Below are 26369 nucleotides of genomic sequence, written 5' to 3'. Positions count from 1 at the left end.
GTCATTCCATATACCTCAAGAATGTGAATATATTAACATATTATCAAAATAAATCTACATCTTGAAATTTTTTATACAAAGCAATGAACCTTTCATAGCTTGCATCCATTGCAGGAAACCAATCCGGCTCGGGATCAATCACCCTATCAATGGAAACAGATTGAGAAACAGCTTCCGCATAATCGGAAAACCATCCACTTCCAACACCCGCAATCATGGCAGCACCCAAGGCTGTGCACTCCTGGCAAACAGGTATCGACAAAGATCGATGAATTTTTGTCGCTATCATACGACTCCAAAAATCAGAGAAAAAACATCCACCAGTCACATGAATGGGCTTTCCATTGTCGAAAAAGAGACCAAGCTTCATGCGTATCTCGTCGGCGGTTCCTTCCATGACAGCTTTTGCAAGATCCTCTGCAGTGGAACCTGAGCGAATACCCCAGAATACGCCCGTCGAATGATCGGAAGTGCCATACTCTGCCTGTCCCGCCAGGAACGGAAAGAACAACACATCGGTGCCGTCCCTTTCGTTTTCTAATACAGCATCGATTTCCGATAGCTTTTCACTGCCGATGATCTGCCGGAGCCAAGCATAACCGTTTCCGGCAGAAAGCAAAAGCGTCTCGTAATCCCAGCTCCTTGCAAAAACATGTCCTCCGATTATCATCCCTTTCTTGGCTGCCGGAAGATTTTTTTGCAAAGAAACGATAGCCCCCCCGGTCCCAAGGCTCATATGGATATCATGTTCGGATAGGGTCCCGGTGCCGAGTGCCGCACATTGCTGGTCGCCCCCTCCGAGGAAAATGGGAGTTCCTGCGGTAAGCCCCGTTGCCTCGGCGGCAGATGCCGAAACAGCACCGATGCAGATCCCCGACTGCTCAATCCTCGGTAATTGCGCCTTGGTAATCCCTATATGATCCAGGATCGTGTCTGCCCAGTCAAATGATCTGACATCCATCATACCGTTCATGGTTAGGGCAGAGGGAGACGTGGCAAAGAGATCGGCTCCAAGCATATGTCCGATCCACTCCTGTTCATTACAAAAGGCAAAGATGTCCTCCGGCTTGGGATAGGAATGAACAAGCCACCGTATCTTCGATGCCGTCCAAAGAAAAGAGGGAAGACAACCTACCATCTCTGCATGAGCATCGTCATCGATCTCACGGGCAAGAGCCTCAGCCTCTTGCTTTGCCCGCATATCGGACCAGACGATCGCATTTGCGAGGGGACGGAAGCGGCTGTCGACGGGAATGAAGGAGCCCCTTTGGCTGGCCATACTCACGCCCCGGATCTCCTCGACATCTACGGCTTCCCTCAAGGTTCGCTGTATGGCGCCGCACACCCCATTCCAGATTTCATCGGGGACCTGCTCCTCATATCCCGCCCGAGGGTAGATTCTGGAATAGGAAACAGAACCAACGGAAATAACCTTACCTGAGTCACCTATAAGCAAAGCAGTAGTTCCGCTTGTACCAATATCAATTCCTAAAAAGCTCATTTGGACCTCATTTCATTCCCACGAGTAGAAATATAGTATAACATCACCAATAACGATTCAACAAACAGAAGCCTCCAAGGTACAAGGTTGAAGGTGGTATATTTTCATGTTATGCCGCAGATGAATAAGAAAGGAGATGGTCATGCAAACGAACGTCTTATTACTCGGAGATCCGCGGTTACGCGAAAAAGCAGCCCGTGTTTCCCTTCCGCCCGATACACAGCGTTGTAGGGAAAATGAACCTTTGCAAAAGGCTCTCGAAGCGTTCAGGGCCGAAAAAGGGTTCGGCAGAGCCATCGCCGCTCCTCAGATCGGAATCTCAAAGCGCGTCATTGCATTGCACCTCGAAGGAAAGACCTTCTCGATCTTCAACCCCGCTATCACCAGCCATTCGGAGGAGACCTTTCTGCTTTGGGACGACTGTATGTCCTTTCCCGATCTTCTTGTGAAGGTCAGACGATATACATCGATCAGCATCGTATACCAGGATGCATTGGGCAGGGAACATCGATGGGAAAATCTTGACCGCTCCCGGTCGGAATTATTACAACATGAAATCGATCACTTAGATGGTATCCTGGCGATCGACCGGGCCATAGATCAAAAGAGCGTTATCTACCGATCTGTATTTGAAGAGAATAAACCCTACTTTGTCAGGCAGGTTGACTGAAAGACTACAGAGAATAGTATGAGTCTGTAAAGTTTTCTGGGTATAGGTGATATTCCCCTTCTATTCGTTTATTGGCTCCACCGCCAAACAGTACCCTTTGATTTTTGTTACTGTCCTCTTTCCTTTGTAATTGTATAAGATTAAAGCTTTCCATTGAATTATTCTGCTCAATCCTCAACATTTTTTTGTCCCACATGCTATTACTCATTAGATAGTAGCCCAAAGCAGAATTTCCCGATCCTGTAGCAGGGTCTTCCAAATAGCCAAACATTGGCGCAAAGACTCTCACACGGTAGTCATTTTCCATTTTCGCCGTTTTTCTTGTGAAAACCTCAATAATATCTATTTAGTTATCCACACAAAAATCATTTAGATGATTAATATCAGGCTCAATCCTGGTAATTGTTTCCAGTGATATTATTGGAACAATTAACGTACGAAGCCGGCATCAATGAGTTTGATCGGCAATTGAGAATACACACTACCGTTACTTATATGTAAACTTGCCGACTTTTGCATTTGACTTTCATTAATATCCTGTTTTGCAGTCAACCAAATCGTACCGGCAGGATTACCGTCGGAATATTCCGTTGCAAATGCATCCATTTTTTTAAATTTGTAACTCATTTTGTGCATCCCAATCCTCCTTGATCATTAACACCGCTAGGCGATTTGATATCCCCTTGAAAATGGACAGACCGACCGACACGTATAGCATTTGATCCTCCATTCACCGCCTTCCGCCGGTTCTCCAAAGGCAAAATTCCAGCACTTCTTTTGATCCATAAATGCACCTCCGTCCAGAGCATTGGCAGGACAGGCATCTATACATAATCGGCAGGAATTGTTGCATGGAGAATAGGTCATCACCTCATCAGGTGTTAAAGAGGCATCGGTTAGAACCGCTCCCAGCCAGACCATGTTTCCAAACTTGGGGGTTAGTAAAAGGGTGTTCTTGCCTATCACGCCAAGCCCAGCCTGATAGGCTGCGTTTTTCAATGAGATGAGTCCTACAACCCTATTAAGACTGGAATCATAATTGCAAGGCTCAATGGCACCCGTGGGAACAGCCCTTACACCTGCAGATTCCAGAAAATAGGATAGCTCTACGGTTTTTATATCTATGAAGCTGCTTAACTGGTTTCTGATAATTGTATACGGGATAGATGAATATATGGTAGTGGTACTATTCAGAAATTTTTTCGCCACAACAATTACGGAACGGCATCCCTCCATAATGTGCGCAGGATCACTCTTTTGCGAAACTCCTGAAAAGCGTTCAACAGGAGCAATTCCGCAAAGATCAAACCCAAGTTCACCTGCCTGTTCTTTAATCGTTTCTGCTGTAATCATAAAAGACCTCTCCTTTTTCAGAATACCATAGAATACAATGGGCATCGACATGTACGCAGAGATAGGGATAAACTGATTATTACTTGCACAATAAGGGAAAGGAGAAAAGGCCATGTTACAGCTACATGAGGCATTTATTGCACATGCTCTTGCATACTTTCAGCGTGATGAAAGGATTGTCGGCCTTGCCTGTGCCGGATCCTTCATCACAAAAACCATGGATGAATTTTCCGACATTGATTTCGTCGTCGCCGTCGAACCAGATCGTTATGAGCAGGTCATGGCCGAGAGATTCGACATGGTGGAACATCTGGGAACTCTGCTCTCGGCCTTTACCGGAGATCACGTCGGTGAGCCACGAGTCCTTATCTGCTTATATGGCAATCCCCTGCTCCATGTCGATGTGAAATTTGTCTCTCTTGATGATATTGCGCACCGAGTCGAAAATGTCAGCATCTTGTGGGAACGAGGCGGGCGAATATCCGCCAAGCTCAAAGAGGAGCCGGCAAAGTTTCCACTTCCCGACATCCAATGGATCGAGGAAAGATTTTGGGTTTGGATCCATTACGGGGCGACAAAGATTGGACGCGGTGAAATCTTTGAAACAATAGAGTTTATTTCATTTTTGCGTCAGAGTGTTATTGGCCCTCTCATTCTGCAAAAAGAAGGAAAGCAGCCGAAAGGCGTACGAAAGATCGAGTATGACGCACCGGAATATCTCGATAGACTCAAGGCAACGGTTGCCTGTTACGACAAAGGATCATGCTATTCAGCAATAAAGATGCTCATCGAACTCTATAAAGAGCTGCGAGAGGTGCACAAATTCGAAAGCTCCCGGTATAATACACAGGCAGAAAAGGCTGCTGTAGCATATTTGGATGATGTAGCAAAGAAGTATCTATGAGTCGCAACAAAAAAATAGAGACAATAATACGCTTTGGCGATCCCCGGCTTCGTGTCGTTTGTTCGGAGGTTGCGGTGTTTCACAAAGGATTGCATGATAAAATTGATTGCATAGCCCGGACGCTACACGAACATGGAGGAGGAGCAGCTCTCGCTGCTCCTCAAATTGCACTGCTTAAGCAGATTGTCGTTATCGACTATCTTGGTGAATACTATGAATTGATCAATCCGCGGATAGTCGAGGCTTCGGGAAGCTCAATTGACTACGAAGGCTGCCTTTCACTACCGGGCTTTTGGGGACAGGTCGAACGTCATCAGCGTATCAAGGTCAGCTATCAAGATCGATTCGGCGAGCTCCATAGCGTTGACGCACATGATCGAATGGCACGCTGCTTTCAGCATGAGATCGACCATCTCAGCGGGGTTTTGTTTATAGATAGGATGAGTGATGAATATGTGTTCAACGATGACACGAAAGAACGCCTTCCGGTAGCATACCTGCGCAATGCAACAAGATCACAATAAGGATGGTATGCATCCGCAATGTATGGATAGAAGCCGATCAGGCCGGGATGAAGAAGTAGCATGCTGAAAAACTCTATCTATCGTCAGCTTTTCGCCAACCGTTCGTTGAATCTACTCTACCGGGATATTGCAGGTATCGCCAGATTGGACGCCGACTTTGTATCAGAGCTGCTGGCCCGTAAGGCTTCCGGCAGAGGGCCAACGGAGGCTGAACTCGACGAGGCGGTCGATGCTGTCGTCAGAAGTCTCTATTCAGTGAATCAGTACCTGGATTTGGATACGACGGCCCTAAAGGCGTTACGCAACCTCTACCGGCGCACCTGGGAACGGTTCTCCCCCGGACAGGCAAAAGCGGTTCATGCCGATCATCTGGAAGCGCTTGGTAATATCATCGCCCGTTATTACCCGCAGGAATTTCGTACAGCCCTGGCTGGGATACCGGAAATCGGAGGAGTAGTCAATGCAGAATACGATCCCCGCTTTCAACTTCAGGCACTGGGAATCGAGACCACGGCGTTAAGAGAGCCGGTTCTCGATATAGGGTGTGGGCCTTCGGCAGCCCTGGTGCGTCATCTCCGTGGCCTTGGGATCGAGGCTTTCGGAATCGACCGGCTTTTGGACGATGAAACGAACTTCTGTTACCACTCCACGTGGTTCGACTTCGACCTGAAACCAGAGACTTGGGGCACGGTGATTGCGAATATGAGCTTCAGCAATCATTTCATTCACGCCCTGATCTATGCACCGGAAAGGAGCTTCGCATATCTGGATCGTTTCCAAGATATTTTACATTCTCTTACTATTGGGGGAAGTTTCTTTTACGCACCCAGCTTACCAGCGGAGCAGGAACTCATCGATAGTCGCTTTTATCGAACTCAATATATTTTCCGGACTTCTGGGGTATCCGTTACCAGGGTCGACCGCCTGTCCTGACCTTGTTCAAAAGGGGCGTGTGTGCCCTCGTTCTCAGTTTTTTTAGAAAATGGTGTATTGTTACTTTATGTCTATTCCTTTGGAACATGGAGACCCCAGAATGTCAAAATTTCTCTCTTTAACACTATTGCCTCTTTTTTGTCTCTCCCTATCTGCCTGCCTTAATCACACCAGCGATATCCTTGCCTCAGACCCGAAAGATTACCGCCAAGAAATGCGAACATTCGTTGAAGAGGTAAGTTATTATGCAAAGGGAATAAACCCCGGCTTCATCATAGTACCGCAAAACGGACATGAGCTATTAACGAAAACAGGAGAAGCAGAGGCTTCTGTTTCTGATTCATATGTGTCGGCAATTGACGGAATAGGAAGAGAGGATTTGTACTATGGATACACCGAAGATAACATAGCCACGCTGGAACCAGATAGAAAAGAAATGCTGCTATTTATGGACCTTGCCGAGACAAACGGGGTACAAGTATTGGTAACCGACTATTGTAGCGAAAGGGAAAAAATCGATGATTCATATCGAAAAAATGCAGCAAGAGGATATATTTCATTTACCGCCCATCATAGAGCATTAGACGCTATTCCTGACTACCCAGAAAATCCTTACAATGAAAATACATCGGATATTAATACCCTATCAGATGCAAAAAATTTTCTGTATGTAATCGATCCTTCGGAAAACAAAAGCGCTTTTACAGATAAATCGGCATTTTTATCACAACTTCGATCAACAAACTATGACATCCTTCTTATCGACGTATTTTACGACGGAAGTCCAACAACAAAACTATCGAAGCGTGACGTTGCCTCCTTAAAAGAGAAGGCTAATGGAGGAAGAAGGCTGGTGCTTTGCTATTTGAGTATAGGAGAAGCAGAAGATTATCGATATTACTGGAAAAACGAATGGAACATGAAGTCACCAAGTTGGCTAACAGAGGAAAATCCCAAATGGGTGGGGAACTATAAAGTTCGTTATTGGGAACATGACTGGAAAGCAATTATATATGGAAATGATCAATCATATGTGAAGAAAATACTTGATGCCGGCTTTGATGGAGCCTATCTCGATATCATCGATGCCTTTGAGTATTTTGAGGATCAATAAAAGAGAAGCTGTACTCACCCGTTATCCTCCCGTTTTCTCTATCCATTGAATCCCTCCGGCAAACATCGTAAGATCAAAGTCTATCGTTGACATCAGGAGGATAATAATGAATGGGAATTTCGATTTCGTCAGTGACAAGCGACTTGAAGGTCAACTTGATTTTATTGTTGAAATAGACAAGTTAAAAAATATTGCAAGAAAATCAATGGTCTTTGACGGAAGTCATTTCGAAAATGATGCAGAACACTCCTGGACCATCAGCGTTCTTGCCATCCTTTTAAAAGAATATGCGAACTTCAAAGTGAACATAGAAAAGGTCATCATCATGCTCCTTATCCACGATATTGTGGAGGTCTATGCAGGAGACACCTTCCTCTATTCTGCCAAACGCTCGGCAGCCCATATCGAAGAGGAGAAATCAGCAGAAAAAATCTTCGGTTTTTTGGAAGATGACCAAAAAGCATATTTTCTATCGCTTTGGAAAGAATTTGAAAAACGAGAAACAAACGAAGCCAAATTTGCGACGGTCTTCGACCGATTAGAGCCCCTTGTCCAGAATTACATGACCCAGGGGGGTACGTGGAAAAAATACAACGTAACCTACCAAATGGTAATCGACAAAACCTCGCATATACAAGAAGGATCGAAAGAGATCTGGGACTTTGTGAAAAAGCTGTTACAGACCTGCGTGGAAAAGGGCTACCTGGCGAAAGAGGAGTAAGGCTACACCTCCCCCTGAACCTGGTACCAAAGCGTTCGGTTCCTGGGGCCTGTATCACATTCGATCAGTAAAACGTTTTGCCAAGGGCCAAGCATGACCTCGTGGTTCAAAACAGGAATGGAAAGGGAATGATGCAACAGCAGTGAGCGGAGATGGCTTGAACCGTTGTCGTCATGCCAGGTTTCATGATGTTTGTAGGGGGTGCCGTCTGCGAAGCCCTGGCCATAGGGAATTCCCATTCCTTTTTCAAAGAGATAATCCAAATCATGTTTGACGATTCCCGGTTCATACTCCGTTACTGCCAGGGCTGCAACACAGCCGGCGACAAAGACCATGACATAGCCTTCTCTGATTCCACTTTCAGACACCACCTGTTTTATTGTGTCGTCAATGAGGAGTTTCGACATCCGCCCCTTAAGGCTATACTCCACCTTTTTCGTAAATACGGCCATACGGTGCCCCTTCTACCACAATTGTGTGCAATTGTGATTTCAGATCGTCATATTCATGACGGTACGTACCTCTTCGAGGGTCTTAATTGCCTCTTCCCGAGCCGCCGCAACCCCGCCACGAAGTACATCACGAACATAGTCAATATTCTGCTCCAGCTCCTTGCGTTTCGTCCTTAAGGGCCGAAGGTATTCATTAAGCGAATCGGTGAGAAGCCTCTTCAGCCGGCCGGAACCACCGTCGCCGATTTCCTCTGCAATCTGTTCCGGCTTCCTGCCGCTTGCCAGGGAGATAAGCAACAAAAGGTTTGAAACTTCCGGGCGGTGTTCAGGATCATAGGTAATGTGCCGTTCGGAATCGGTTTTTGCCTTTTTGATCAGCCGTGCGGTTTCATCTTCGTCAGCACTGAGCATGATTGCGTTGTTTCTGCTCTTGCTCATTTTCTGTGAGCCGTCAAGGCCGAGTATGATGGGAGCCTCGCTTAAAAGGGGCTGAGGCTCCGGAAAAACAGGCCTCTTTCCTGCAAAACGGTCATTGAAGCGCCTTGCAATGGTCCGTGTAAGTTCGAGGTGGGGCAACTGATCCTTACCGACCGGAACAACCGATCCCTTACAGAAAAGGATGTCGGCAGCCTGATGTACCGGATAGGTATACATTCCCGCATTGATCCGCTTCTGACCGGAAGCGGCAATTTCTTCTTTTACAGTTGGATTGCGATCCAACTCGGCATTGGTGACAAGGGTCAAAAAAGGAAGGAGCAACTGATTAAGCTCCGGAACATGACTATGCGGAAAGATAAAAGTCTTTCCGTCGGTAACGTCTATGCCTGCGGCAATATAATCTATCGTCAACTGCCGAATATTCTCAGAAATGTTATCAAAGGTATCGCGATCGGTCAAAACCTGGTAATCGGCAATCACAATAAAGGTAGAAACCCCAAGTTTATGCAGCCTCACCCGATTCTGAAGAGACCCGAACAGATGGCCGATATGCAAACGCCCCGTGGGTCTATCACCGGTTAGAACCTTATAGTTTTCCGGATGAACCTGAAGATCCGCTTCAAGCTTCCTGCTTTTCTCTAAAGTTGCCTCAAAGGTCCCGTAGTCAAGTTGTTCTTCCGCCATAAGCTCTTCCTCTTTTCCTGCTGTTGTTACTATTGGCATCATTCTACCATAAGCACATAGTATGGCAAAGAGCCGTCACCTCGCCCATTCCAGGATTGATTGTTGTGTGATCAAGAGATAAAAAATCGGTGAGTGTTTACTATGGAACATCTTCAGCCTTTCAGATAGCATCATGTGAAAAAGGAGATGCAACGTGGAGATTGCCATCCGAGAGTTCACCGAAGATGACATAGATGAAATGATAACAATCTGGAATGCTGTGGTGGAAGAGGGGCTGGCCTTTCCCCAAACGGAGCCTCTTATCCCCGCAACCGCTTCAACCTTCTTTGGTGAACAAAGCTTCACCGGCGTGGCAGTAGAGGACAATCGAGTCGTCGGTCTCTATATATTACACCCCAACAATATAGGACGGTGCGGCCATATTGCAAATGCTTCCTATGCGGTCGGAAAAGAAGAACGGGGGAAGCATATCGGCGAGCTCCTGGTCCGGCACTCTATCAAAACCGGAGGACGATGCGGTTTCAGAATTCTTCAATTCAATGCCGTGGTTGCAACAAATCACGTTGCTTTGCATTTATATAAAAAGCTTGGCTTTTCCCAGTTGGGTACGATCCCGGAAGGCTTCCTGGCAAAAAACAACGAGTATCTCGATATTATTCCCCACTATATCAAACTGGCAAACGAGTAATCAAGAAACGCAGATTTTGCCAACTCCATCGCAGCTTTTATCATGTACACCTCACGCCTCACAACGTAGGTTACAAAGGATCAAAAGCCAAGGAGTGTTACATGGAAAAGATGGTTCGTGAGATTGGATACGTTGTAGCGGGAAAGAACGTTTTTATCCAGATGTTGCCGAAGTATACCCAAGGCCTGACCGGCTTAGAGGGCTTCAGCCATTTGATGGTACTCTGGTATCCGCATAAAGCGAACAAGGAAGAAGAAGTCCCAATCCTGGTAGAAAAACCTTATCGGCTGGCCCCGGAAGCACTTGGAATTTTCGCAACACGATCGCCCCTGAGGCCGAACAACATCTGTGTAAGCATCGCCACGGTTGCATCTGTCGATGAATCACAAGGTACAATAGGGCTCTGGTGGATTGATGCCGAAGACGGAACACCTGTCCTGGATATAAAACCCTATCATCCATCTTCCGATCGTGTCCGTGATGTCACCCTTCCCGCCTGGTGCGCCGCTTGGCCCGGGTACTATGAGGAAAGCGGCGATTTCGCATGGGACAAGGAATTCCTATTCTAACCGGCAATCTTCCTCATGGAGAGCAATTGGAATACATATTTCAATTGTCTCTCCTTTATCGACATATCGCTGACACTCCCACGAGCCCACAGGCTTGACCTCATGTGAAGCAAACCAATCGTGATAGATGTACGTATAGGTAGCCCACAGATCAGAAACTTCGGAATTGTGGCGGAATCGGAGATAGGAAGCAGGAGGAACCCGTCGCGTATAAAAAAACGGATCCTGCTGCACATCACCTACCGTTTCAATAGCACAAAGAATCGACAGGCCACTTACCGATTCATTATCGGTCCAGGACGAATATTGACAATAGAGTTCCGGCAGCAAACGCCCTGACACCTGTTCTTGAACATTCATAAAAATCGCCCATTGTTTGTGAAACGATGTTGTTCCGGCTTCAATATAAAAGGGAAGACCCGTAAGGTAATGGGCATCCATTTCTACTATTTCCGGCTGATCGGAAAGAAGATTACCGGTTCCCTTTTCAAACTCCGGCATCACCCGTTTCAGATACCCGGCAGGAAGGGAATGATCGCTCCGAACGGAACGGGGTGGCACACCAAAAAATCTCTTAAATCCACGAGAAAATGTCTCATATTCATCGAAACCAAAATCGTACGCAATGGACTTCAAAGAGAAATCGCTCTCTACTATCTTCTGTGCCACCTCGGAAAAAATTCGGCCGGCCATATACTCTTTCGGGGAATACCCCGTCACGGTAAAAAAGAGTCTCGTAAAATGATATACAGAATAGCCAGTCAGTTCTGCAAGTTGCGATACCGTTCTGACGATTTCCCTTCGCCCGGCATTGCGAAGAGACGTCTCGAAAATATTAATTGCTTCACAGATACATTCATATCCGGTCATTGTTGTTTTATTCCGTCACAGAGACTGAAGGTGTAGCCAATGCGTGACTAAACGTCTCCCCTTGCTTGTCCGCCAATCCCTCTCGATCGCCCAATGGCACTCCCTGCCTAATCCTAAACGAGTATGATGACAAAATCGACATTCAAGCGGCCGAAATTTCGTTAAAAAGAGATCACAAAGGCCATTGTGGAAAAATGTACATGTATTACCTGCATATTCTTCCAGAGCAAAATACCCTTCATTGCCATGAAATGCAGGTGCAAGAACAGCAAAAGAAAAATCAGGGGCCCACTCAAGCATCATACGTCCGGCATAGCCATGATCCAAAGCTTCACGAGCCTCCGAGACAAGCCACCAACCAGGTCTTGTACAAAAATAGATGCATATATCACATGAACATGGATCGGAGTCCGGAAATTTTTTATAGAGAAGATGTGATTTCTCACTCAATATGCTACCCTGTAAAAGAAGGTATGCATTTCGGTTAGAAACATATATAGCGAGAATTGATCATTTTATGAACAAAGAATATGAACGAATTAGGAATTCGTTAAGCTGTTCGGTATCTCCGGAAGATTACAGAACACTGGAGCTACGTCTATCATACCTTGCCGAAATGGCGCAGATCGAAAACCGGTCAATATCACTTTATGACGTGCACAAAAAACAATTTCTCCTAAAAGTAGATAAACATATCCAACTTCTTGGTTATGATCCGAGCGAGATTAATATAAACGACATTGATGGCTACCATTCGATGATTCATAGCGACGACCTTCCATGTATGTACGATGCCGAAATAAAAATGTACAACTTCCTGCAACATATACAGGGGCCGGCAAAAAAGGATTACAAACTTATATACGACTATAGGGTTAAAGCAAAAAATGGTCAGTATATACGATTCCTCCACCAACTGATTATTTTTGAGCTGGATTCAAACTATCACTCATGGATTCTTCTCATCCTGTCGGATGTTCTTTCGAATCATCCGGCGAACGAACGGCCGAGACGTTTTTTGCTCAACACAAAGACAAAACGAGTTTGCCTTTTTAATGAAGAGGCCGGTATCGCTTCGGAGATAGTGACAAAACGAGAGAGAGAAATCATCGAGTTGGTCTCGCAAGGAATGGACAGCGATGAAACTGCAGAAAGGCTTTGCATAAGCAGACACACCGTACACAATCACCGCAGAAATATACTTTCCAAGACACATACGAAAAACATGATTCAAGCGATCACCTACCTAAACGCAATCGGCGTGCTTTCATAACGTGTTATACTTACTAATGATGAAAGTTATTTTTCAGGAGGAGAGGCGATGAGAAGATCTACCATTTTCACGCTTCTTGCGGGAATAGTCGTGGTGTTCTTTGCTTCAAGCTGTGCAAGCGATTCCCCGGATCTTGGCATACAACGGCCATAATCAGCAGGGGACTCCCACAACTCGGTTTCGGCCCTGCAATTTTGCTTCATAGAGACGGGAATCCGCTGCTTTGAGCAAAGCCTGGATGGAAGAGCTTTCTTCACTGGAGGCAATCCCAAAGCTTGCGGTAACCGAAGGTAAGTCAGGGATACGATGCTTGCTGATCGTATCCCGAAACCGTTCGGCAAGGATGAGTGACTGGTGGCAATCAGCTTCCTGACAGATAATCAGAAACTCTTCGCCACCCCATCTGCCACAACTATCGGCTTTTCGTATATTGTCCAGTAAGATTCTCGATAATTCTTTCAGCACAAGGTCTCCCGCATCATGGCCGTAGGTATCGTTAATCTTTTTAAAATGATCGATATCCATCATGATAACGGTAAATTTTGTCTTATAGCGAATCGCCCTTTCCCATTCGTGTTTCAAAAGATCATCAAGCTTGCGACGATTATACAAACCTGTCAGTTCATCTTTTACCGAAATCCTTTTTAGCTCTGTATTGATACGCTTAATTTGGTCATGTTTTTCATATAGATCCCGATTTTTCTCTTCAATGATTTTTTTGTTTCGGAAATTTGTTACAAAGTTACGGTAATTAATCATCGAAACTATCCAGGCAAGCATACCGTTGGAAATAATATCGGCCGCAAATACGGCACTCATTGCTTGCGGATGAACAATCGGAATAAGAGTAACCGCCAAAAGGCAAAGAAGGGCATAGAGCAAGAAACTTTTCCAATAGGGGAAAAAAAGAATAACCGCAATCCCGTAGATTACCCCGAAATAGATAGTCGGAATTCGGAATCGTGTAAATTCGATCCGAAGGAAGCGAAGAAGAGCAATCCCCATCCAGAAAAGCGCCGGTATAATCTCATACACGTTATGGAATATAGTTGTATGTTTCGGTGGCCGAAAAAGCAGATATCCGCTGATCAATGAGAAAAAGATCATCGACACGGCAGAATATACATATATTTGATGCAAAACAGAATGGGGCGATGCGATGAACAAAGCATATACACCCTGTTCAATCAGAAGAAAAATTGACAGCAGGAATATTTTGAGATTGTTCTGGTGGAACCGTTGCCGTACGAATTCATCACGATAGGTACCGGAAACGTTGGGCAGTACGCGTGAGTATAGTAGCTTAATGATACCTTTCGATAGCTTCGTCGCCACAAAAATCTGTCTCATAGATATTGGTATTATATAAAAAAACCCCTCGACGACAGAAGAGATCGAAGGGCTTCTCAAACGAAAAATAGTACCGATTATTAATAATGGTGGCCAAGACCTATAAACAGCTCGGGAGAATCAAGCGGGCTTGCCCCATCCTCTATCACCGCTTTCAAGTCAATACCGACAGAAACACGAAGGTAGAGACTCCGGGCCGCCTTGGCAAAGGCAAAACCCTCAAGGCCGGCCGTATAATATACGTTGTCGGAACTAAAACCGTCGTCAACGGTTCTGAACATGGCCGCATCAAAGAACGGAGAGAGATGGCCCTCAAACCAACGGCTCATAAACCATATCCACATCTTAAAGGGAAAATCAAGATTCATATACAAACCTGCGGTAGTATCGTCGATGTCGTCATCAAGAATACCGCGAAGAGGACCACCCTGGTTGTCACGGTCGTCACCATCAGAGAAGATATAAAATCCTCCCACCCTGCTATTTACGCCCCCCCAGCCCCATGTCTGATGGGCAGCAACGGTAAAATCCATGTCAAAGGTCCAATGATCATCGAAGGTATCATAGGAATTCCCTTCGGAGAGATCAAATTCGAGGCCTCTTCGAAAATTTCCGATCCAGTCAATCCTGCCAAAAGATAAGGTGTGGTCATAGTAAGCCGTAAGGCCCCGTCGCTCGTCACGAAGCGTCTCACCAAGGCCGTAACACCAGGAGATCCCTGGTGTACCGGAATATACCGCCTCCTTGTGTGCAAGAGAAAACCCAAGAGGAACGCTGCCGTTCAACCAAAGGGCGGACTCCATATAACTCTCATGCTGTTCTTCATCGTTGTCATCGTCATAACTGTTTTGCAGATACATGTTCTGTTCCAATGCAGTCTTAAAAGAGACGTCTCCAAGGGAAAAAAGATATGAAATGCTGTTTTTCAGATCATATTCCAGAGGATCATGCTCAACATATTGAAGTTCCTGCGAAAAGTTATATATCCATTCACCATTCCCAATTGTGAAGGGAATCTCGGCTTCATTGGTAAAACCCAGCTCATGCTCATTGTCCTCGTTATAACTATAATCAAGATTGAACTTGAGGGCCTCCATTGATCCGAGAAAATTGTAATCCCTTCCTCTGAGACTCAAAAGAAGTCCGTCATTGGAGTCATACTTTCCATAGGGCAGTACAACGACATTCCAGGTGTCCTCGGCATATACCGCAAGATCGGCTATCCGAACATCCCCTTCTTCTCTCAGATCGGAAATCTCAATTGAACCCGTATCAAGGATCCGTAAGTTTATAAGCTCCTGGGTCTTTCCCACAAGATACGCTGCCAGCTCCTCTTCATTTGCGAAAAGCCGTTTTTTATCAAAATCGAGGTAATCGTCAAGAAGACGTTCCTGAGTCCGGCCCTCAATGGTATAATCAATCTTGCCTATCTTTATCGGCAATTCCTGCGCATATAGCGGTGCGGTGAACAAGACCACACAGATTATCAGAAAAAATCGATTCATTCATCCTCCGCTGACATAGGTGTAAACGAGGATATCACATTACCATGAATTCCGCATCTAATTTCAAGTGCTATCTTGAGAAAATTCTCGTGTTGTTAAAGAAAATAACGGTAGAGAGATCTTCTTGTATCAAGTAGAATTATTATCTTGTAGGGATAGCATTTAATGGAGATGATGGATAAGCAAAAACGGCTTCTTGAGACGGCAATATCGCTAATAAGCCAATACGGGTATAACAATATCTCAGTAAGTAGAATCTGTAGAGAGACCGGAGTAGCAAAGGGCACATTCTATCTCTATTTCAATTCGAAGGCGGATATCCTCAACGAGATTCTTTCGAAACTTAATGACGAACTGTTCGGAAATATTATATGGAACACTGCGATTCCCGCTTCGGAACAGCTGCTTGAATATACACATGAGTATCTTACATTTGTGGATAAAAACGGACCTGATTTCTCCAGAGAAATTTTAAAAGTCATTATTGACGAACGCCCGACGCCTGATCAGGCAAATTCGAATATGCACGTGCAAAGGATTGAAAATATCCTCACCGCAGGTGTCCGTGACGGTTCCTTTCGTGACGACATTGACATCAAGCATGAAAGATTTTTTATTCAGAGCCTGCTCTTCGGCATAATCATCTTTTGGTGTGAGACAACGGCTGCATTCGATCTATCGGAACATGGACTAAGGGCCGTGGAATCCTACCTTCGCGGCTTAGTAGATAATAAAAAATCGATATAATACTACCTTTTCAAACCGGAATAATTGACTTTCTTTTCTGCTTTGACGTATGGTCAATAAAAATGACCGCGGTCATTTTGTCAAATCACAGAAAGGAGATACGTTGAATGAGTCAATGGAAAAAGCCAACTCTATCGTTTGTGTTGTTCTTTGTCCTTTTATCCCTATCACTGCTGGTATTCGGCTGTGGAAAAAGCAGCGGAAAAGCCGGAAGTTACAGTGCTTCGGCAAAGGGACTAGGTGGTAATGTTACCGTCACCCTGAGGCTTACAGATTCAGGCACCATAGAGGGTGTCCAGATCGATGCTGCTTCGGAAACCCCGGAGATAGGAGGTGCGGCGGCAAAAAAACTTGGGAAAAAGATTCTGGATACACAAAGCCTCGATATCGACGGCATATCAGGAGCGAGTATCACAAGTGAGGCCGTAAAGGCGGCGGCCGCTGCAGCCTTGGCAAAAGCAGGGCTTACGCCCCAGGATCTCAAAAGAAAAGAGCAAGGACCCGCTGCAGAGGAAAAAATCAATGCCGATGTTGTCGTTATCGGTGCAGGAACATCGGGAACAGGGGCTTCCCTTGCCGCCGCTCAGAATGGAGCAAAGGTGGTGGTCCTGGAAAAGACAGATCATGTAGGGGGGCTTGGAATCGTCGGGATGGGACTCCTTGCAACGGAATCGCCTCTTCAAAAGGAGAAGGGCCTTACCGTTACCACGGAGGACATTTTCAGGCATCTTATCGAATATAATCACTACAGGACAAACGGGCCTCTCATGAAGGCGGTACTCGACAAATCCGGCAGCACCATAACGTGGCTCATGGAAAACGGAATAGGGCTAAAACTTGGGCTTGGCATCGATCAGAAGGCCCACGTAGATTACCCAAAAACCTATCATATGTGGACAAATTCGAAAGAGGATTTTCCAAACCTTTATAAGCGCATGGCAGAAGAGTACGGCCTTGATCTTAGGCTCAATACCCGTGGATACAAACTAATCGTCAATGACGGTGTTGTCTCCGGGATTATTGCCGAAACGGAAGACGGGGGAAAACTTACGGTACATGCAAAATCCGTGATCCTGTGCACCGGAGGATTCGGCGGCGATCCTGATAGGCTGAAAGCCGCAAGCGAGATCAATGCATACAACTATTTCGGTCTTGGAAACAAGGGAGAGGGCGTGGATATGGCATGGTCGGCGGGAGCAGACAAGCTTGGAGAACATGTCATTCAAATTCACCTTGGCGACTTGGCGAACTCAACTGCAATATATAGCAATCATATGGACAGTGCAGTCTTCCAGGTAAAAGATGTGCCTCTGATGTGGGTTAATAAAGAGGGGGTGCGATTTGTTGATGAAAGCGTTGTATATGACAATGTCATTTGGGGGAATGCAGCATTCTCGGCTGGCGGCGAATATTATACCATTGTGGATCAGGCATCTGTAGACAGCTTCATTAAAAATGGAATTCCCTTCACCGGTGCCTACCAGATGAACGGCTCAGGTTTATCGCACAAGGACGGGGGAAACGACGTGAATGTCACGATTGCTCCTCTCCCAACCCTTCAGAAAGACCTGAAAGCCTTTGAAGGGGATGTTGTGTTTTCCGCCGATACCCTAAAAGAGCTTGCGACGAAAACCGGTATGAATCCTGATAAACTCACGGCAAGCGTCGCTCGCTACAATAAAGCCATCACATCGGGCCATGATGATAATTTTTATAAAGACCCGGCGTACCTTAAATTCAGCGTCGAAAAGGGGCCGTTCTATGCGATTAAGGTCCGCGGTTCCGTGTACGGTTCAATTGGTGGTGTAAGGATTAATGAAGAGACCCAGGCGGTCAGAGAAGACGGAACACCGGTTGAGGGACTTTTCGTTGCAGGAGCGGATGCGGGGGGGATGTATGACAATACCTATCCCGACCTGGAAGGCCTTACCATGTCTTTTGCAATGAATACGGGACGAATCGCCGGAGAAAACGCTGCCAAGCAATCCAGTTTATTCTGACGAGCCACCAGGATTCCGGACAGTACAAAAACAAAAAAAGCCGCCCGGCCGGGCGGCTTTTTATAAACACATGCTGTGTAGCAGGTGGAACACAGGACTCATTCCCCTTCGAAAGTATCCATAAATGAAGATATCAGACTCCCACGGATCCTGCACCCGAATACAAGCTCGGGCCAAGAAAAACCATCATAGTTGTAGTAACACAGGGACGTGTAGAGGGAACTCTCCCACCGTTTTCCCACAGGAAAACCGTAGCGAAACGTCAGGGCAGAGGCAATGCTTTGCACATGGTCCGCATCCTCTATCTCATCGGAAGAGTAATAATTCGTCGAAATAAGGGATGCAAGTTCGTTGTGATCAAGATAGGAAAAGAATAGCTCACTGGAAAGGCCTTGCTTCCCACCGACCTTTAAGGTTCCCTCGATCCAGGTGGCACCCGGCCCGTAGGGGCTGGTCAGGGGAATGGCATGAACACCGCTCTGGGTACGGTAACGATAGATGGCCCTGGCAAAGTAAATTCCATCTTTTCGCTTCTCCGACCAGGCATAGAAGTTTCCCCACAGATAGTGGGTCGTTCCCACCTCGGTAATCAGACCGATCGGAAGCGTTTTTTCTGAAAGGTTGAGATTTCCCTCCCAATCGGCGCCGAGAAGATAAGCCCCGATGGTCGGAATCGATCCCTTGTCGGGAATACCGATCAGATCGGTTGCATTGATATCGTCCCATCCGGCCTGAGCGTACAAATCGAGTCCGGGGGTGACATTCCACAGCCCGTCGAAAAGCAGGCTCATATTGTTGCTTCCCACACTGCCGTTATGCCAGCTGAAGACCGGAAAGATGTCGGCAATGTGCAGGGCATTATTTTCACGGGCAATCAACAGATGTGCGGTCACCCCGAAGGAGAACTTCGGCAATTCCAACACAAAGCGGTGCATGGAATTAAGAATGATGGTCCGGGCGAAGGCCGCATCAAGAACCTCATCGGCGGTACCCTGATCAGCATAATCCCACACCAAATTACCATCCTCATCCACCGTAAGGTAATCGTCCGTTCCGTCTATTTCCAGTCCTTTACCGGCAAAAAAGGCAGCCTCTTCTTCCGACTCGCGATTTTCGAGAGTCCCGAAATAGCTGACCATCCGCAAGGGACCGACTTTATAGCGGTATTCGAAGGCATCCAGGAACGGCAGGCGATCGGAGGGAAGAAATGACGAAAAGCGGGAGTCTCCATAGTGGACCGGCGACCTGCCCAGACGCAGGGAAAGATGGTCTCCCTCCCAGGCAAAGTATCCCGAAGAGATAAAGTAGTTCTCCATCTTGATGGGGTCATCGGAGGTACCGGAAATAAGGTTGACCTCCGGCATGTTGCCATCTTCATATTCCCGCTGCACAAAGGCGGAAATTTCCATGCCTGAATAGCCGGAAGAGCTTTTCTGCTCCGCAAAGAGGCTGTAATCGAGCATGGCAGGATAATCGACAAATTCGTTATAGAAAGCACGATAGGGATCCCAGGCGTAGGAATCATGGACATTGGCCTCGAAACCGGCATCAAAGCCCTGGCCGTAGATGGCCTCACCCTCTTTCGGAAGTTCAAGCGAGTTGAGGATCTGTCTTGCTTTTTCCCGGAGGGCAGGGTCGTCGCTATCACGGGAAATCGTCACAGTAAGCTTTCTAAGATCTTCCCCGGAGAGGGGGAAGCCGGAGATGGGAAAGGCCCTGCCGTCCAGGGTATAAAGTCGCTGCAGCTCGACAACCTGAGGCGAATCGGTGCCGTAGGTTCTAAAGGCAAAAAGCCGGGAAACGGAAAAAAAGAAGACAAGTGAAGCGAGAAACATCACCTTAACATTCTTTTCCCGCCATAGGTTTGCTCTCCTTTGTTTTTGTACTGTACAAGGCATGTAGCTTCCTTTTTTAAGATTCTAAGACAATCGGGGATAGATACGCGTCTTCGCCCGCTGAAGATGAGACTCGTCGTCGATCTCACTCCAGACCAGATCCGAAACGAGGTGACAGGCGATCGGCTTTTTCCGGGAAGAGGCAACAAGGGCTGTCTCATATTCGACCTTGAGGCTTTCTGAAAAAAGCCGTTCCGCCTCGATACAGAGGCGACTGTAGCCCTCGGGCGAGAGGAGGCTGACCCCAACAAGTTCCCCGCAAGGAGGCCCAGTCAAGGTTTCCCGCACCTTTCCCATATCGACAAGATAGCCCTCGGGAGCATAGATCCACACCTCGTCTCCGCTGCCGGTAAAACCCGACATGAGGATACAATCGGATTCAGACTGCTCCTTCAGCACCGCCAGGGCACGGCTTTCGTAGATAAGATCCGATTCAAGAAGGAAAAAGGCCGCGTCCCCAAGGACCTTGCGGGCCTGATAGAGGCTGTACATGGAACCGGAATCGGCATAGTCGGGATTATGGACGGTTCTGACAAAACCGCCGGAATCTGCTGCAAGTTTTTCGTAGAAATGGGCCAAATGCCCGGTAACGATAACAACCTTTTCAACCCCGGCGGCCTTGAGCCGGTCCAGGGATTCCTGGATAATCGGCTTTTCTCCGATCTGCAAAAACCCTTTAGGCGCTTCAAGACCGCGTTTTCCGAGGCGGGTGCCCCGGCCGGCGGCAAGAATCACCGCCGTTTTTACTCCCATCGGCATCGGAAACGTCCTATTTCCGGGAATCCATGAGCCGACGGAAAACAGCCAAAAGCCTATCGATATCCGCATCAAAAAGATCACCCATATTGGCGATGCGGAAAATCGAATGAAAGAGTCCGCCCTGTCCAGCATAGATGATGAAGTTTTCTTTTCTCAGCTCATCGTGGAGCTCTTCATAGCTGTAGCCCTCGGGCAGGTGAAAGCTCGAAAGCATGGAACTGTATTCATCTTCTTTTAAGAAGCGGCGGATACCCATGGCATCAAGTTCGGCACGAATACGAACCGAAAGTTCCCGGTAACGCTCGTTCCGCGTCTTCCAGCCGCCTGCCTCTTCGAACTCCTTCAAGGCTTCCTGGAGTGCGACCGCAACATGGGTCGCCTGGGTAAAGGGAGAAAAACCCTCTTTCTGTTTTTGGTAATAGGCAAAAAGATCGAGATACAGGGTGGCGGCGGCACTCTTGCCCTGTTCCAGAAGATCTTTTCTGACAAGAACGAAATTGAGACCGGGGATACCGTGGATACACTTGTTTGCCGTGGAAGCAAGGGCGGCAACGTTCCATTTTTCAAGCTCGATTCGTTCGCCGCCAAAACTGGAGACCGCATCCAGGAGCATCGGCTTATTGTATGTGACACACAAGGCACCAAGAGCATCAAGGTCGTTAAGCCGCCCGGTGGTGGTTTCGTTGTGAATAGCGGAAACATGGGTAATGGAAGGATCTTCCTTCAAAAGCCGCTCCGCCTCGGCAAGATTCATCGGATCGGGCCAGGGACTTTTTACCAGCACCATCTGCTTTCCATGGGTCTTGACCATAGACGCAATTCGCTCGCCGTAGACCCCGTTTGAAATCACCAGCAGCTTTCCGTCGGAAGGAAGAAGGCTGGAAATCATCGCCTCAACGGCACAGGTTCCGCTTCCGGTCATCACCAGGGCCTCGAAATGTTCGCTTCCACCTTCATAGATCGCAGCAAGCCGTTTCTTGACATCAAGCATCAAAGCTGCAAAATCAGGCTCACGGTGGCACATATCTTCTCTCTGCAGGCTCTCCCTCACCCGGTCGCTGATGGTTACCGGGCCGGGGTTAAGCAGAATAACAGGTCTCTTTTTCGTCATACGCTCATTTCTCCTTCGCTATCGCGCATTATCGGTTTTGTAAGAAAGCGGCAAAGCGCTTTGAAAGCTCCTCCGGCCGCTGCGTAGGTCTGGGCAGGTTTTCCGGACTGCCGGGAATCGTCCGAGCCCTGATAAAGGTGATGCCGGAAAGATCATGTTGGGACAAGAGGTCCCGAAGCTCTTCCGGACTCCTGGTTTCAAAAACATTACGATAACCACAGGCGGCGGCTACGGCACAGAGATCAACGGAAGCGGAAACGGTGGCCTGACCGCCGGTAGATTCGTGCATGCCGTTGTCGAGGACGATATGCACAAGGTTTTCGGGACGCTGGTAGCCGTTGGTCGCAAGAGCCCCCATACGCATGAGGATCGCTCCGTCTCCGTCCACGGCAATAACCCTTCCCGATCGTACCGTGGAGATACCGAGGCCGATGCTTGAAACACAGCCCATGGAACCAGCCATATAAAAGTTGCCCGATCGGTCGTTGATCGCATAAAGCTCTCGTCCGGTATAACCGGTGGTCCCGAGAATCGGTACATCATCGCCGGCTGCATCAAGAATAGCCTTGAGCATGTCGCTACGGCTTGCGTTTGCCTCGGTCTCGAAGAAGGCACCGCCACGCCGGCCAACTTTCGGGGCACGAATTTCCATGCTGCTTTTCAGCGCCTTCTTTGCCACCGATCCCTTTCGCATCACCAAAGCATAAGGAAGAGATGTGCCATTCATGGAGGTAATGGCCCGATCGAGGGCCTCGCTCACTTTTGATTCCTCGTCTGGAAAGTACTCCCATGGAATCTGAAGCACATCAAGCATGGCGGTAGTTATCGGCCCCATGAGGCCGTGTTGTACCGCATCGGGCGGAGCCCCAGGTTCTCCCCTGAGGGTAACGATCAGCAAGACCGGAATACGGTAGGTATTGTTCAAGCTGGTCAGCGGATTTACCGCATTTCCCAGCCCGGAGTTTTGGAACATGGCCACACCCCGAATTCCCGCAAGATGACTTCCGGAAGCAATGGCAACGGCATCCCCCTCGTTGACCGCCGGGATATAGCGAACGGCAGGATCATCGATAACATGGTTGATAAAGGGTTTCAGGTAGGAGCAGGGAACCCCGCTCCAAAGGCCGAACCCCCGTTCTAAAGCCTGGCGCACAAAAAGATCGGCTTCAATCATTACAGCCCTCCGGTGTTAGAAGAGGTTTCCGGCAAGCACGACATCTTCCAGCGTGTCGATATCGAGCCAGTAACCAGTCGTATAGATAACCCTCACACGCTCACCGTTGGCAACCAAAGCGTTGAGCAGATCACTCATCCGCGCATACGGATCTTCCACCGTAAGGTTTTCGACAAGCTTGCCAAGGAGAAGACGGTGATCGGCAGAGACCTTAAGAAACCCGGTCCATTCGCCATGGGTCCTCTTTTCGGGCAGATGTTCACTCATCTCGGTTAATGAAATTTCCTGGCCGAAGGCATCGCGGCCGTAGGGGCGGCTGCACTGAACATAGTCGGCAAACCTGCCCTTATTAACACTTTCACTCCAGTTGGTATCCACCACGATGGAAAAATCGGCATGGCTTTCGAGCAGTAGTTGGAGGATATGCTTCTTAAAAAGGACATCACCGTAGGAAACGACCAACTCCTTGCCGGTATCTTCCGAGGCAAGGGACTTGAGGGCGCAGGAAAGGCTGACAAGCTCTCCGGTGCTCTCAAAGTTGTCGTTATCCGCATAATCTATATTGGAAAGATTGACTGTCTCTTTTGCATATCCCCTGACAACGGTGATATCCTTCACGCCGACGGAATTGTAACCGTCCACCACATGGGCAAGAAGGGGCTGGCCGGAGACCGGGACCATCGCCTTAGGCCGTTTTTCGGTAAGTTCACCAAGCTCCTTACCGCGGCTGGCGGCAAGGATCACGGCCCGAACCGCCTTTCCCCGTTTGGGAAGATAGCGTTTTTCAGCCTCCTGCAGCTCAGCCGCCCCCTGAAGGCGAAATATTTCCTTTACCGGAGCGATGGAATCCTCTATGGCCATGAGAGACTCTTCGGCCATAAGGGTGGCCGCATTCTTCTGCATCGAGGCAATGGCCGTTCGTATCATGTGGTTTGCCCAGATGGCGATGGAAATGCCGGCCTCTCTGAACTGATCCGTAGGGGTAGCATAGTACTTTGTCGGAACGATGACCACCGGAAGCCGGTCGCCCCACTCCTTTTTAAAAGCAAGGATCTCATCGGGTACCGACAGAGCACTGTGCATGAGAATAGCATCTGCTCCGGCCTTCCGATAGGCTTCCGCCCGGCGCATTGCCTCCTTCAGCCCCCAGCCCGCAATAAAGGCCTCGACCCGTGCAATGATGGAGAAATCATCGTCGCCCTGGGCATCCTTTCCGGCCTTGATCTTACCGCAGAACTCCTCGATGTCAGCCAAAGGCTGAGCAGTCCCTTTAATAAAACTATTGGTCTTGGGAAAAAGCTTATCCTCAATACAAACCGCGGCAATATCACGCTGTTCGAGCTTACGCACCAGCCGCTGCATATTGTTGAAGTTGCCGTAACCGGTATCGCCGTCGAGCAAGATGGGTATCGTGGTGGCATCGGACATAAACTCGAGCATGTCCAGAACCTGAGTCCAGCTTGCTTCATTGTTGTCACGTACCCCGTACTGAGCAGAAAGGGAAAGGCCGCTTCCCCAGATCCCCTTGAAACCAGCCTCTTCGACGATTTTCGCACTGATACCGTTGTGCGCCTCGAGGATAAATTCGAGACGATCGGAGGCAAGTAAATTCCGAAACTGTGTGGTTTTCTTTGTCATGACATAGTCCTGTTGTTCTTTCTTTATCAAGGTAATGAGTATACCCCGGCCGGATGTAATAATCCAGACGGGGAGGATTATCTCCCTCGAAACAAAACCAGAAACGTTTTTAGAATAATCTTAAGATCAAGCCATATCGACCAGTGATCGATATACCAGGTATCAAGTTTAACGATCTCCTCGAAATCGGAAATATCGTTACGCCCACTCACCTGCCAAAGGCCAGTCAAACCGGGTTTCACACTGAGCCTCCGACGATGGTAATTTCTGTAGGAGCCGAACTCCTCTACCGTTGGCGGCCGGGTCCCAACAAGAGACATATCACCGCGCAGAATATTGATGAACTGCGGCCATTCATCAAGGCTTGTCCTACGCAGAAAATTTCCCAAGGGGGTTATCCTCGGATCATATTTCATTTTGAAAATTTGGCCTTGCATCTCGTTTTTATCCAGTAACGACCTTTTCTGATCTTCCGCATCGAGGCACATGGTCCGAAATTTAAGAAGTACGAAATTTCTACCGTTCTTTCCTTTCCTTACTTGCCTGAAAAGTATGGGCCCGGGACTAGTTATCTTAATCAGAGGAGCAATAACAACAAAAAGCAATGAACATATAAGAGTTCCGATAATACCGGCGCTAATGTCGGTAAGTCTCTTTACCAAACGTTGAACCGGGGAATAGTCGAAGGTTTGGAACGTGATAATATTGAATGGTCCTACAACATCAACCTCACTTTTGCGAAACTCAATGTTGGAGGTATCCAGAACAACGTTGACCGATATGCCCATTCGTCCGCATTCGGTAACGAGCGAACTGATGGAGGCAAGGTTCAAATCAGAATAGGCAAAGATCACCTCGTCGACCACATTGTTCCAGATAAAATCAAGAATTGCCTCGGACAGTTCCTCTTGCTCCTTCTCGTTTAAAACGGCATCTGCGTTGATAATGAACTCAGATTGTGTGATGATGTCGAACAACAGCTCCGGCATCTGTTTTTCAGTGGAAAGGAAGTAATCGACAGATCTTTTATTGCCAACCAACAAAGCCCGGCGATGGTACTTCTTTATCTTTCCTTCCCGCAGAAAATAGGCCATGGTTAATATCTTGGTCATCAGAAGCATAAGATAATTAATGGCCGCAAAAAAGAGAAGAAAGGTCCTACTAATGATCTGATCACGAAGGAAGAAAAGGATCATGGTAAGAAGAGCAAGTCCGACCAATTCCACCGGCAGTAAATTGACAAAAATCCTACGCCACGACTTCTTTCCTCCCCCGAGAAAGGCATAATTATTGAAGAAGCGAAGGAGCAACAACCAAAAAACCAGTGAAATGAGAAGATAGGGGAAATAGTTCGAAAAGGGAAACAGGGCCTTAAGACCGAAAAAAAACGGCGTGTTACGAACATAGTAAGCAACTATGAAAGAAAAAAAGGTCACAATACCGTCTATGGCCATAAGAGCATTACGGACAAAAACCCTGCGCCTACGATTCATCTC

At 47.5% G+C, this 26369-nt stretch carries 26 protein-coding genes; 11 read left to right on the top strand and 15 right to left on the bottom strand.

What is annotated here, in order from left to right; translation table 11 throughout:
• Positions 1-43 precede the first annotated feature (43 nt).
• Entirely contained in the window at positions 44-1501 is a 1458-nt protein-coding gene (locus tag F459_RS0117350; protein WP_020613982.1) for an FGGY-family carbohydrate kinase, read from the bottom strand.
• A gap of 142 nt (positions 1502-1643) precedes the next feature.
• Between F459_RS0117350 and F459_RS0117345 the strand changes: the two genes are divergently transcribed.
• Positions 1644-2171, top strand: a complete 528-nt coding sequence (locus F459_RS0117345; RefSeq protein WP_020613981.1) for a peptide deformylase — start codon at positions 1644-1646, stop codon at positions 2169-2171.
• 4 nt (positions 2172-2175) lie between these two features.
• Here F459_RS0117345 and F459_RS24295 read toward each other — a convergent pair whose 3' ends face one another.
• The 3 genes from F459_RS24295 to F459_RS0117330 form a co-directional block, all read right to left on the bottom strand.
• On the bottom strand, positions 2176-2478 hold the full coding sequence (locus tag F459_RS24295) for a PhzF family phenazine biosynthesis protein (protein ID WP_020613980.1): 303 nt from the start codon (positions 2476-2478) through the stop codon (positions 2176-2178).
• Between the two features lie 122 nt (positions 2479-2600).
• Complete coding sequence (locus F459_RS24290) at positions 2601-2807, bottom strand: hypothetical protein (protein WP_020613979.1); 207 nt, start codon at positions 2805-2807, stop codon at positions 2601-2603.
• 27 nt (positions 2808-2834) lie between these two features.
• Entirely contained in the window at positions 2835-3524 is a 690-nt protein-coding gene (locus tag F459_RS0117330) for an epoxyqueuosine reductase (protein WP_020613978.1), read from the bottom strand.
• A gap of 112 nt (positions 3525-3636) precedes the next feature.
• On the opposite strand from F459_RS0117330, the gene F459_RS0117325 reads away from it, so the two are divergent.
• From F459_RS0117325 to F459_RS0117305, 5 genes are all read left to right on the top strand, one after another.
• Complete coding sequence (locus tag F459_RS0117325) at positions 3637-4428, top strand: nucleotidyltransferase domain-containing protein (RefSeq protein WP_020613977.1); 792 nt, start codon at positions 3637-3639, stop codon at positions 4426-4428.
• Positions 4425-4952, top strand: coding sequence for a peptide deformylase (gene def, locus F459_RS0117320; RefSeq protein ID WP_020613976.1), 528 nt, complete (start codon positions 4425-4427; stop codon positions 4950-4952). Before F459_RS0117325 ends, def begins: the two co-directional genes overlap by 4 nt.
• A 60-nt stretch (positions 4953-5012) precedes the next feature.
• Positions 5013-5885: a methyltransferase domain-containing protein gene (locus F459_RS0117315; RefSeq protein ID WP_020613975.1), complete on the top strand. Its 873-nt coding sequence runs from the start codon at positions 5013-5015 to the stop codon at positions 5883-5885.
• A 67-nt stretch (positions 5886-5952) separates the two neighbouring features.
• Positions 5953-6999, top strand: a complete 1047-nt coding sequence (locus F459_RS0117310; protein WP_211214023.1) for an endo alpha-1,4 polygalactosaminidase — start codon at positions 5953-5955, stop codon at positions 6997-6999.
• Positions 7000-7105: 106 nt separating this feature from the next.
• A complete protein-coding gene (locus F459_RS0117305) occupies positions 7106-7720 on the top strand; it encodes an HD domain-containing protein (RefSeq protein ID WP_020613973.1) in 615 nt (204 codons plus the stop codon).
• A gap of 2 nt (positions 7721-7722) precedes the next feature.
• Here F459_RS0117305 and F459_RS0117300 read toward each other — a convergent pair whose 3' ends face one another.
• Both F459_RS0117300 and trpS read right to left on the bottom strand, forming a co-directional pair.
• Positions 7723-8172 (bottom strand): secondary thiamine-phosphate synthase enzyme YjbQ, encoded by a 450-nt coding sequence (locus F459_RS0117300; protein ID WP_020613972.1) that lies wholly within the window; start codon positions 8170-8172, stop codon positions 7723-7725.
• A gap of 39 nt (positions 8173-8211) precedes the next feature.
• Positions 8212-9294, bottom strand: coding sequence for a tryptophan--tRNA ligase (gene trpS / locus F459_RS0117295; RefSeq protein WP_020613971.1), 1083 nt, complete (start codon positions 9292-9294; stop codon positions 8212-8214).
• A 193-nt stretch (positions 9295-9487) separates the two neighbouring features.
• On the opposite strand from trpS, the gene F459_RS0117290 reads away from it, so the two are divergent.
• The gene (locus F459_RS0117290) at positions 9488-9982 is read left to right on the top strand and encodes a GNAT family N-acetyltransferase (RefSeq protein ID WP_020613970.1); all 495 of its coding nucleotides are present in this window, start codon (positions 9488-9490) and stop codon (positions 9980-9982) included.
• Positions 9983-10083: 101 nt separating this feature from the next.
• The gene (locus F459_RS0117285; protein WP_020613969.1) at positions 10084-10551 is read left to right on the top strand and encodes an SAM-dependent methyltransferase; all 468 of its coding nucleotides are present in this window, start codon (positions 10084-10086) and stop codon (positions 10549-10551) included.
• Here F459_RS0117285 and F459_RS0117280 read toward each other — a convergent pair.
• Positions 10543-11421 (bottom strand): helix-turn-helix domain-containing protein, encoded by an 879-nt coding sequence (locus tag F459_RS0117280; RefSeq protein WP_020613968.1) that lies wholly within the window; start codon positions 11419-11421, stop codon positions 10543-10545. The genes F459_RS0117285 and F459_RS0117280 overlap by 9 nt on opposite strands.
• Positions 11422-12037: 616 nt before the next feature.
• Here F459_RS0117280 and F459_RS0117270 point away from each other — a divergent pair.
• Entirely contained in the window at positions 12038-12694 is a 657-nt protein-coding gene (locus F459_RS0117270) for a LuxR C-terminal-related transcriptional regulator (RefSeq protein WP_020613966.1), read from the top strand.
• 153 nt (positions 12695-12847) lie between these two features.
• Here the strand turns inward: F459_RS0117270 and F459_RS0117260 are convergent, their stop codons facing one another.
• Together F459_RS0117260 and F459_RS0117255 are read right to left on the bottom strand one after the other, a co-directional pair.
• Positions 12848-13729 (bottom strand): GGDEF domain-containing protein, encoded by an 882-nt coding sequence (locus F459_RS0117260; protein ID WP_245540217.1) that lies wholly within the window; start codon positions 13727-13729, stop codon positions 12848-12850.
• A 395-nt stretch (positions 13730-14124) separates the two neighbouring features.
• Positions 14125-15549: a BamA/TamA family outer membrane protein gene (locus tag F459_RS0117255; RefSeq protein ID WP_020613963.1), complete on the bottom strand. Its 1425-nt coding sequence runs from the start codon at positions 15547-15549 to the stop codon at positions 14125-14127.
• 174 nt (positions 15550-15723) lie between these two features.
• Here F459_RS0117255 and F459_RS23295 point away from each other — a divergent pair, with 174 nt between their 5' ends.
• Both F459_RS23295 and F459_RS0117245 read left to right on the top strand, forming a co-directional pair.
• Positions 15724-16296 carry a TetR/AcrR family transcriptional regulator gene (locus tag F459_RS23295; RefSeq protein WP_020613962.1) on the top strand — a complete coding sequence of 191 codons (573 nt, stop codon included), beginning with the start codon at positions 15724-15726 and terminating at the stop codon, positions 16294-16296.
• A gap of 107 nt (positions 16297-16403) precedes the next feature.
• The gene (locus tag F459_RS0117245; protein ID WP_020613961.1) at positions 16404-18296 is read left to right on the top strand and encodes an FAD-dependent oxidoreductase; all 1893 of its coding nucleotides are present in this window, start codon (positions 16404-16406) and stop codon (positions 18294-18296) included.
• Between the two features lie 98 nt (positions 18297-18394).
• Here F459_RS0117245 and F459_RS0117240 read toward each other — a convergent pair whose 3' ends face one another.
• The 6 genes from F459_RS0117240 to F459_RS0117215 are packed head-to-tail and all read right to left on the bottom strand — an operon-like array spanning position 18395 to position 26366.
• Positions 18395-20194: a hypothetical protein gene (locus F459_RS0117240; RefSeq protein ID WP_033301982.1), complete on the bottom strand. Its 1800-nt coding sequence runs from the start codon at positions 20192-20194 to the stop codon at positions 18395-18397.
• Between the two features lie 21 nt (positions 20195-20215).
• A complete protein-coding gene (locus tag F459_RS0117235; RefSeq protein ID WP_020613959.1) occupies positions 20216-20950 on the bottom strand; it encodes a phosphocholine cytidylyltransferase family protein in 735 nt (244 codons plus the stop codon).
• A 10-nt stretch (positions 20951-20960) separates the two neighbouring features.
• Entirely contained in the window at positions 20961-22061 is a 1101-nt protein-coding gene (locus F459_RS0117230) for a 2-aminoethylphosphonate aminotransferase (protein WP_020613958.1), read from the bottom strand.
• Positions 22062-22089: 28 nt separating this feature from the next.
• Positions 22090-23235 (bottom strand): phosphonopyruvate decarboxylase, encoded by a 1146-nt coding sequence (aepY, locus tag F459_RS0117225; RefSeq protein ID WP_020613957.1) that lies wholly within the window; start codon positions 23233-23235, stop codon positions 22090-22092.
• Between the two features lie 15 nt (positions 23236-23250).
• Positions 23251-24903: a phosphoenolpyruvate mutase gene (aepX, locus tag F459_RS0117220; protein WP_245540216.1), complete on the bottom strand. Its 1653-nt coding sequence runs from the start codon at positions 24901-24903 to the stop codon at positions 23251-23253.
• 47 nt (positions 24904-24950) lie between these two features.
• A complete protein-coding gene (locus tag F459_RS0117215) occupies positions 24951-26366 on the bottom strand; it encodes a sugar transferase (protein WP_020613955.1) in 1416 nt (471 codons plus the stop codon).
• Positions 26367-26369: the final 3 nt, after the last annotated feature.

This window comes from Sediminispirochaeta bajacaliforniensis DSM 16054, assembly GCF_000378205.1.
GTDB lineage: Bacteria > Spirochaetota > Spirochaetia > DSM-16054 > Sediminispirochaetaceae > Sediminispirochaeta > Sediminispirochaeta bajacaliforniensis.
Note: the sequence above shows the minus strand (reverse complement) of the source record. Positions and strands in the feature narration are given on the sequence as shown.

Coding starts and splice junctions, on each gene's coding strand:
- F459_RS0117310 (WP_211214023.1), top strand. CDS start 5,953: ATGTCTATTCCTTTGGAACATGGAGACCCCAGAATGTCAAAATTTCTC.
- F459_RS0117245 (WP_020613961.1), top strand. CDS start 16,404: ATGAGTCAATGGAAAAAGCCAACTCTATCGTTTGTGTTGTTCTTTGTC.
- F459_RS0117240 (WP_033301982.1), bottom strand. CDS start 20,194: ATGCCTTGTACAGTACAAAAACAAAGGAGAGCAAACCTATGGCGGGAA.
- F459_RS0117230 (WP_020613958.1), bottom strand. CDS start 22,061: ATGACGAAAAAGAGACCTGTTATTCTGCTTAACCCCGGCCCGGTAACC.
- aepY (WP_020613957.1), bottom strand. CDS start 23,235: ATGATTGAAGCCGATCTTTTTGTGCGCCAGGCTTTAGAACGGGGGTTC.
- F459_RS0117235 (WP_020613959.1), bottom strand. CDS start 20,950: ATGCCGATGGGAGTAAAAACGGCGGTGATTCTTGCCGCCGGCCGGGGC.
- F459_RS0117325 (WP_020613977.1), top strand. CDS start 3,637: ATGTTACAGCTACATGAGGCATTTATTGCACATGCTCTTGCATACTTT.
- F459_RS0117285 (WP_020613969.1), top strand. CDS start 10,084: ATGGAAAAGATGGTTCGTGAGATTGGATACGTTGTAGCGGGAAAGAAC.
- F459_RS0117255 (WP_020613963.1), bottom strand. CDS start 15,549: ATGAATCGATTTTTTCTGATAATCTGTGTGGTCTTGTTCACCGCACCG.
- F459_RS24295 (WP_020613980.1), bottom strand. CDS start 2,478: ATGGAAAATGACTACCGTGTGAGAGTCTTTGCGCCAATGTTTGGCTAT.
- F459_RS0117215 (WP_020613955.1), bottom strand. CDS start 26,366: ATGAATCGTAGGCGCAGGGTTTTTGTCCGTAATGCTCTTATGGCCATA.
- trpS (WP_020613971.1), bottom strand. CDS start 9,294: ATGGCGGAAGAACAACTTGACTACGGGACCTTTGAGGCAACTTTAGAG.
- F459_RS0117345 (WP_020613981.1), top strand. CDS start 1,644: ATGCAAACGAACGTCTTATTACTCGGAGATCCGCGGTTACGCGAAAAA.
- F459_RS0117305 (WP_020613973.1), top strand. CDS start 7,106: ATGAATGGGAATTTCGATTTCGTCAGTGACAAGCGACTTGAAGGTCAA.
- F459_RS0117300 (WP_020613972.1), bottom strand. CDS start 8,172: ATGGCCGTATTTACGAAAAAGGTGGAGTATAGCCTTAAGGGGCGGATG.
- F459_RS0117270 (WP_020613966.1), top strand. CDS start 12,038: ATGGCGCAGATCGAAAACCGGTCAATATCACTTTATGACGTGCACAAA.
- F459_RS23295 (WP_020613962.1), top strand. CDS start 15,724: ATGGATAAGCAAAAACGGCTTCTTGAGACGGCAATATCGCTAATAAGC.
- F459_RS0117315 (WP_020613975.1), top strand. CDS start 5,013: ATGCTGAAAAACTCTATCTATCGTCAGCTTTTCGCCAACCGTTCGTTG.
- F459_RS0117330 (WP_020613978.1), bottom strand. CDS start 3,524: ATGATTACAGCAGAAACGATTAAAGAACAGGCAGGTGAACTTGGGTTT.
- F459_RS24290 (WP_020613979.1), bottom strand. CDS start 2,807: ATGCACAAAATGAGTTACAAATTTAAAAAAATGGATGCATTTGCAACG.
- F459_RS0117280 (WP_020613968.1), bottom strand. CDS start 11,421: ATGACCGGATATGAATGTATCTGTGAAGCAATTAATATTTTCGAGACG.
- def (WP_020613976.1), top strand. CDS start 4,425: ATGAGTCGCAACAAAAAAATAGAGACAATAATACGCTTTGGCGATCCC.
- F459_RS0117350 (WP_020613982.1), bottom strand. CDS start 1,501: ATGAGCTTTTTAGGAATTGATATTGGTACAAGCGGAACTACTGCTTTG.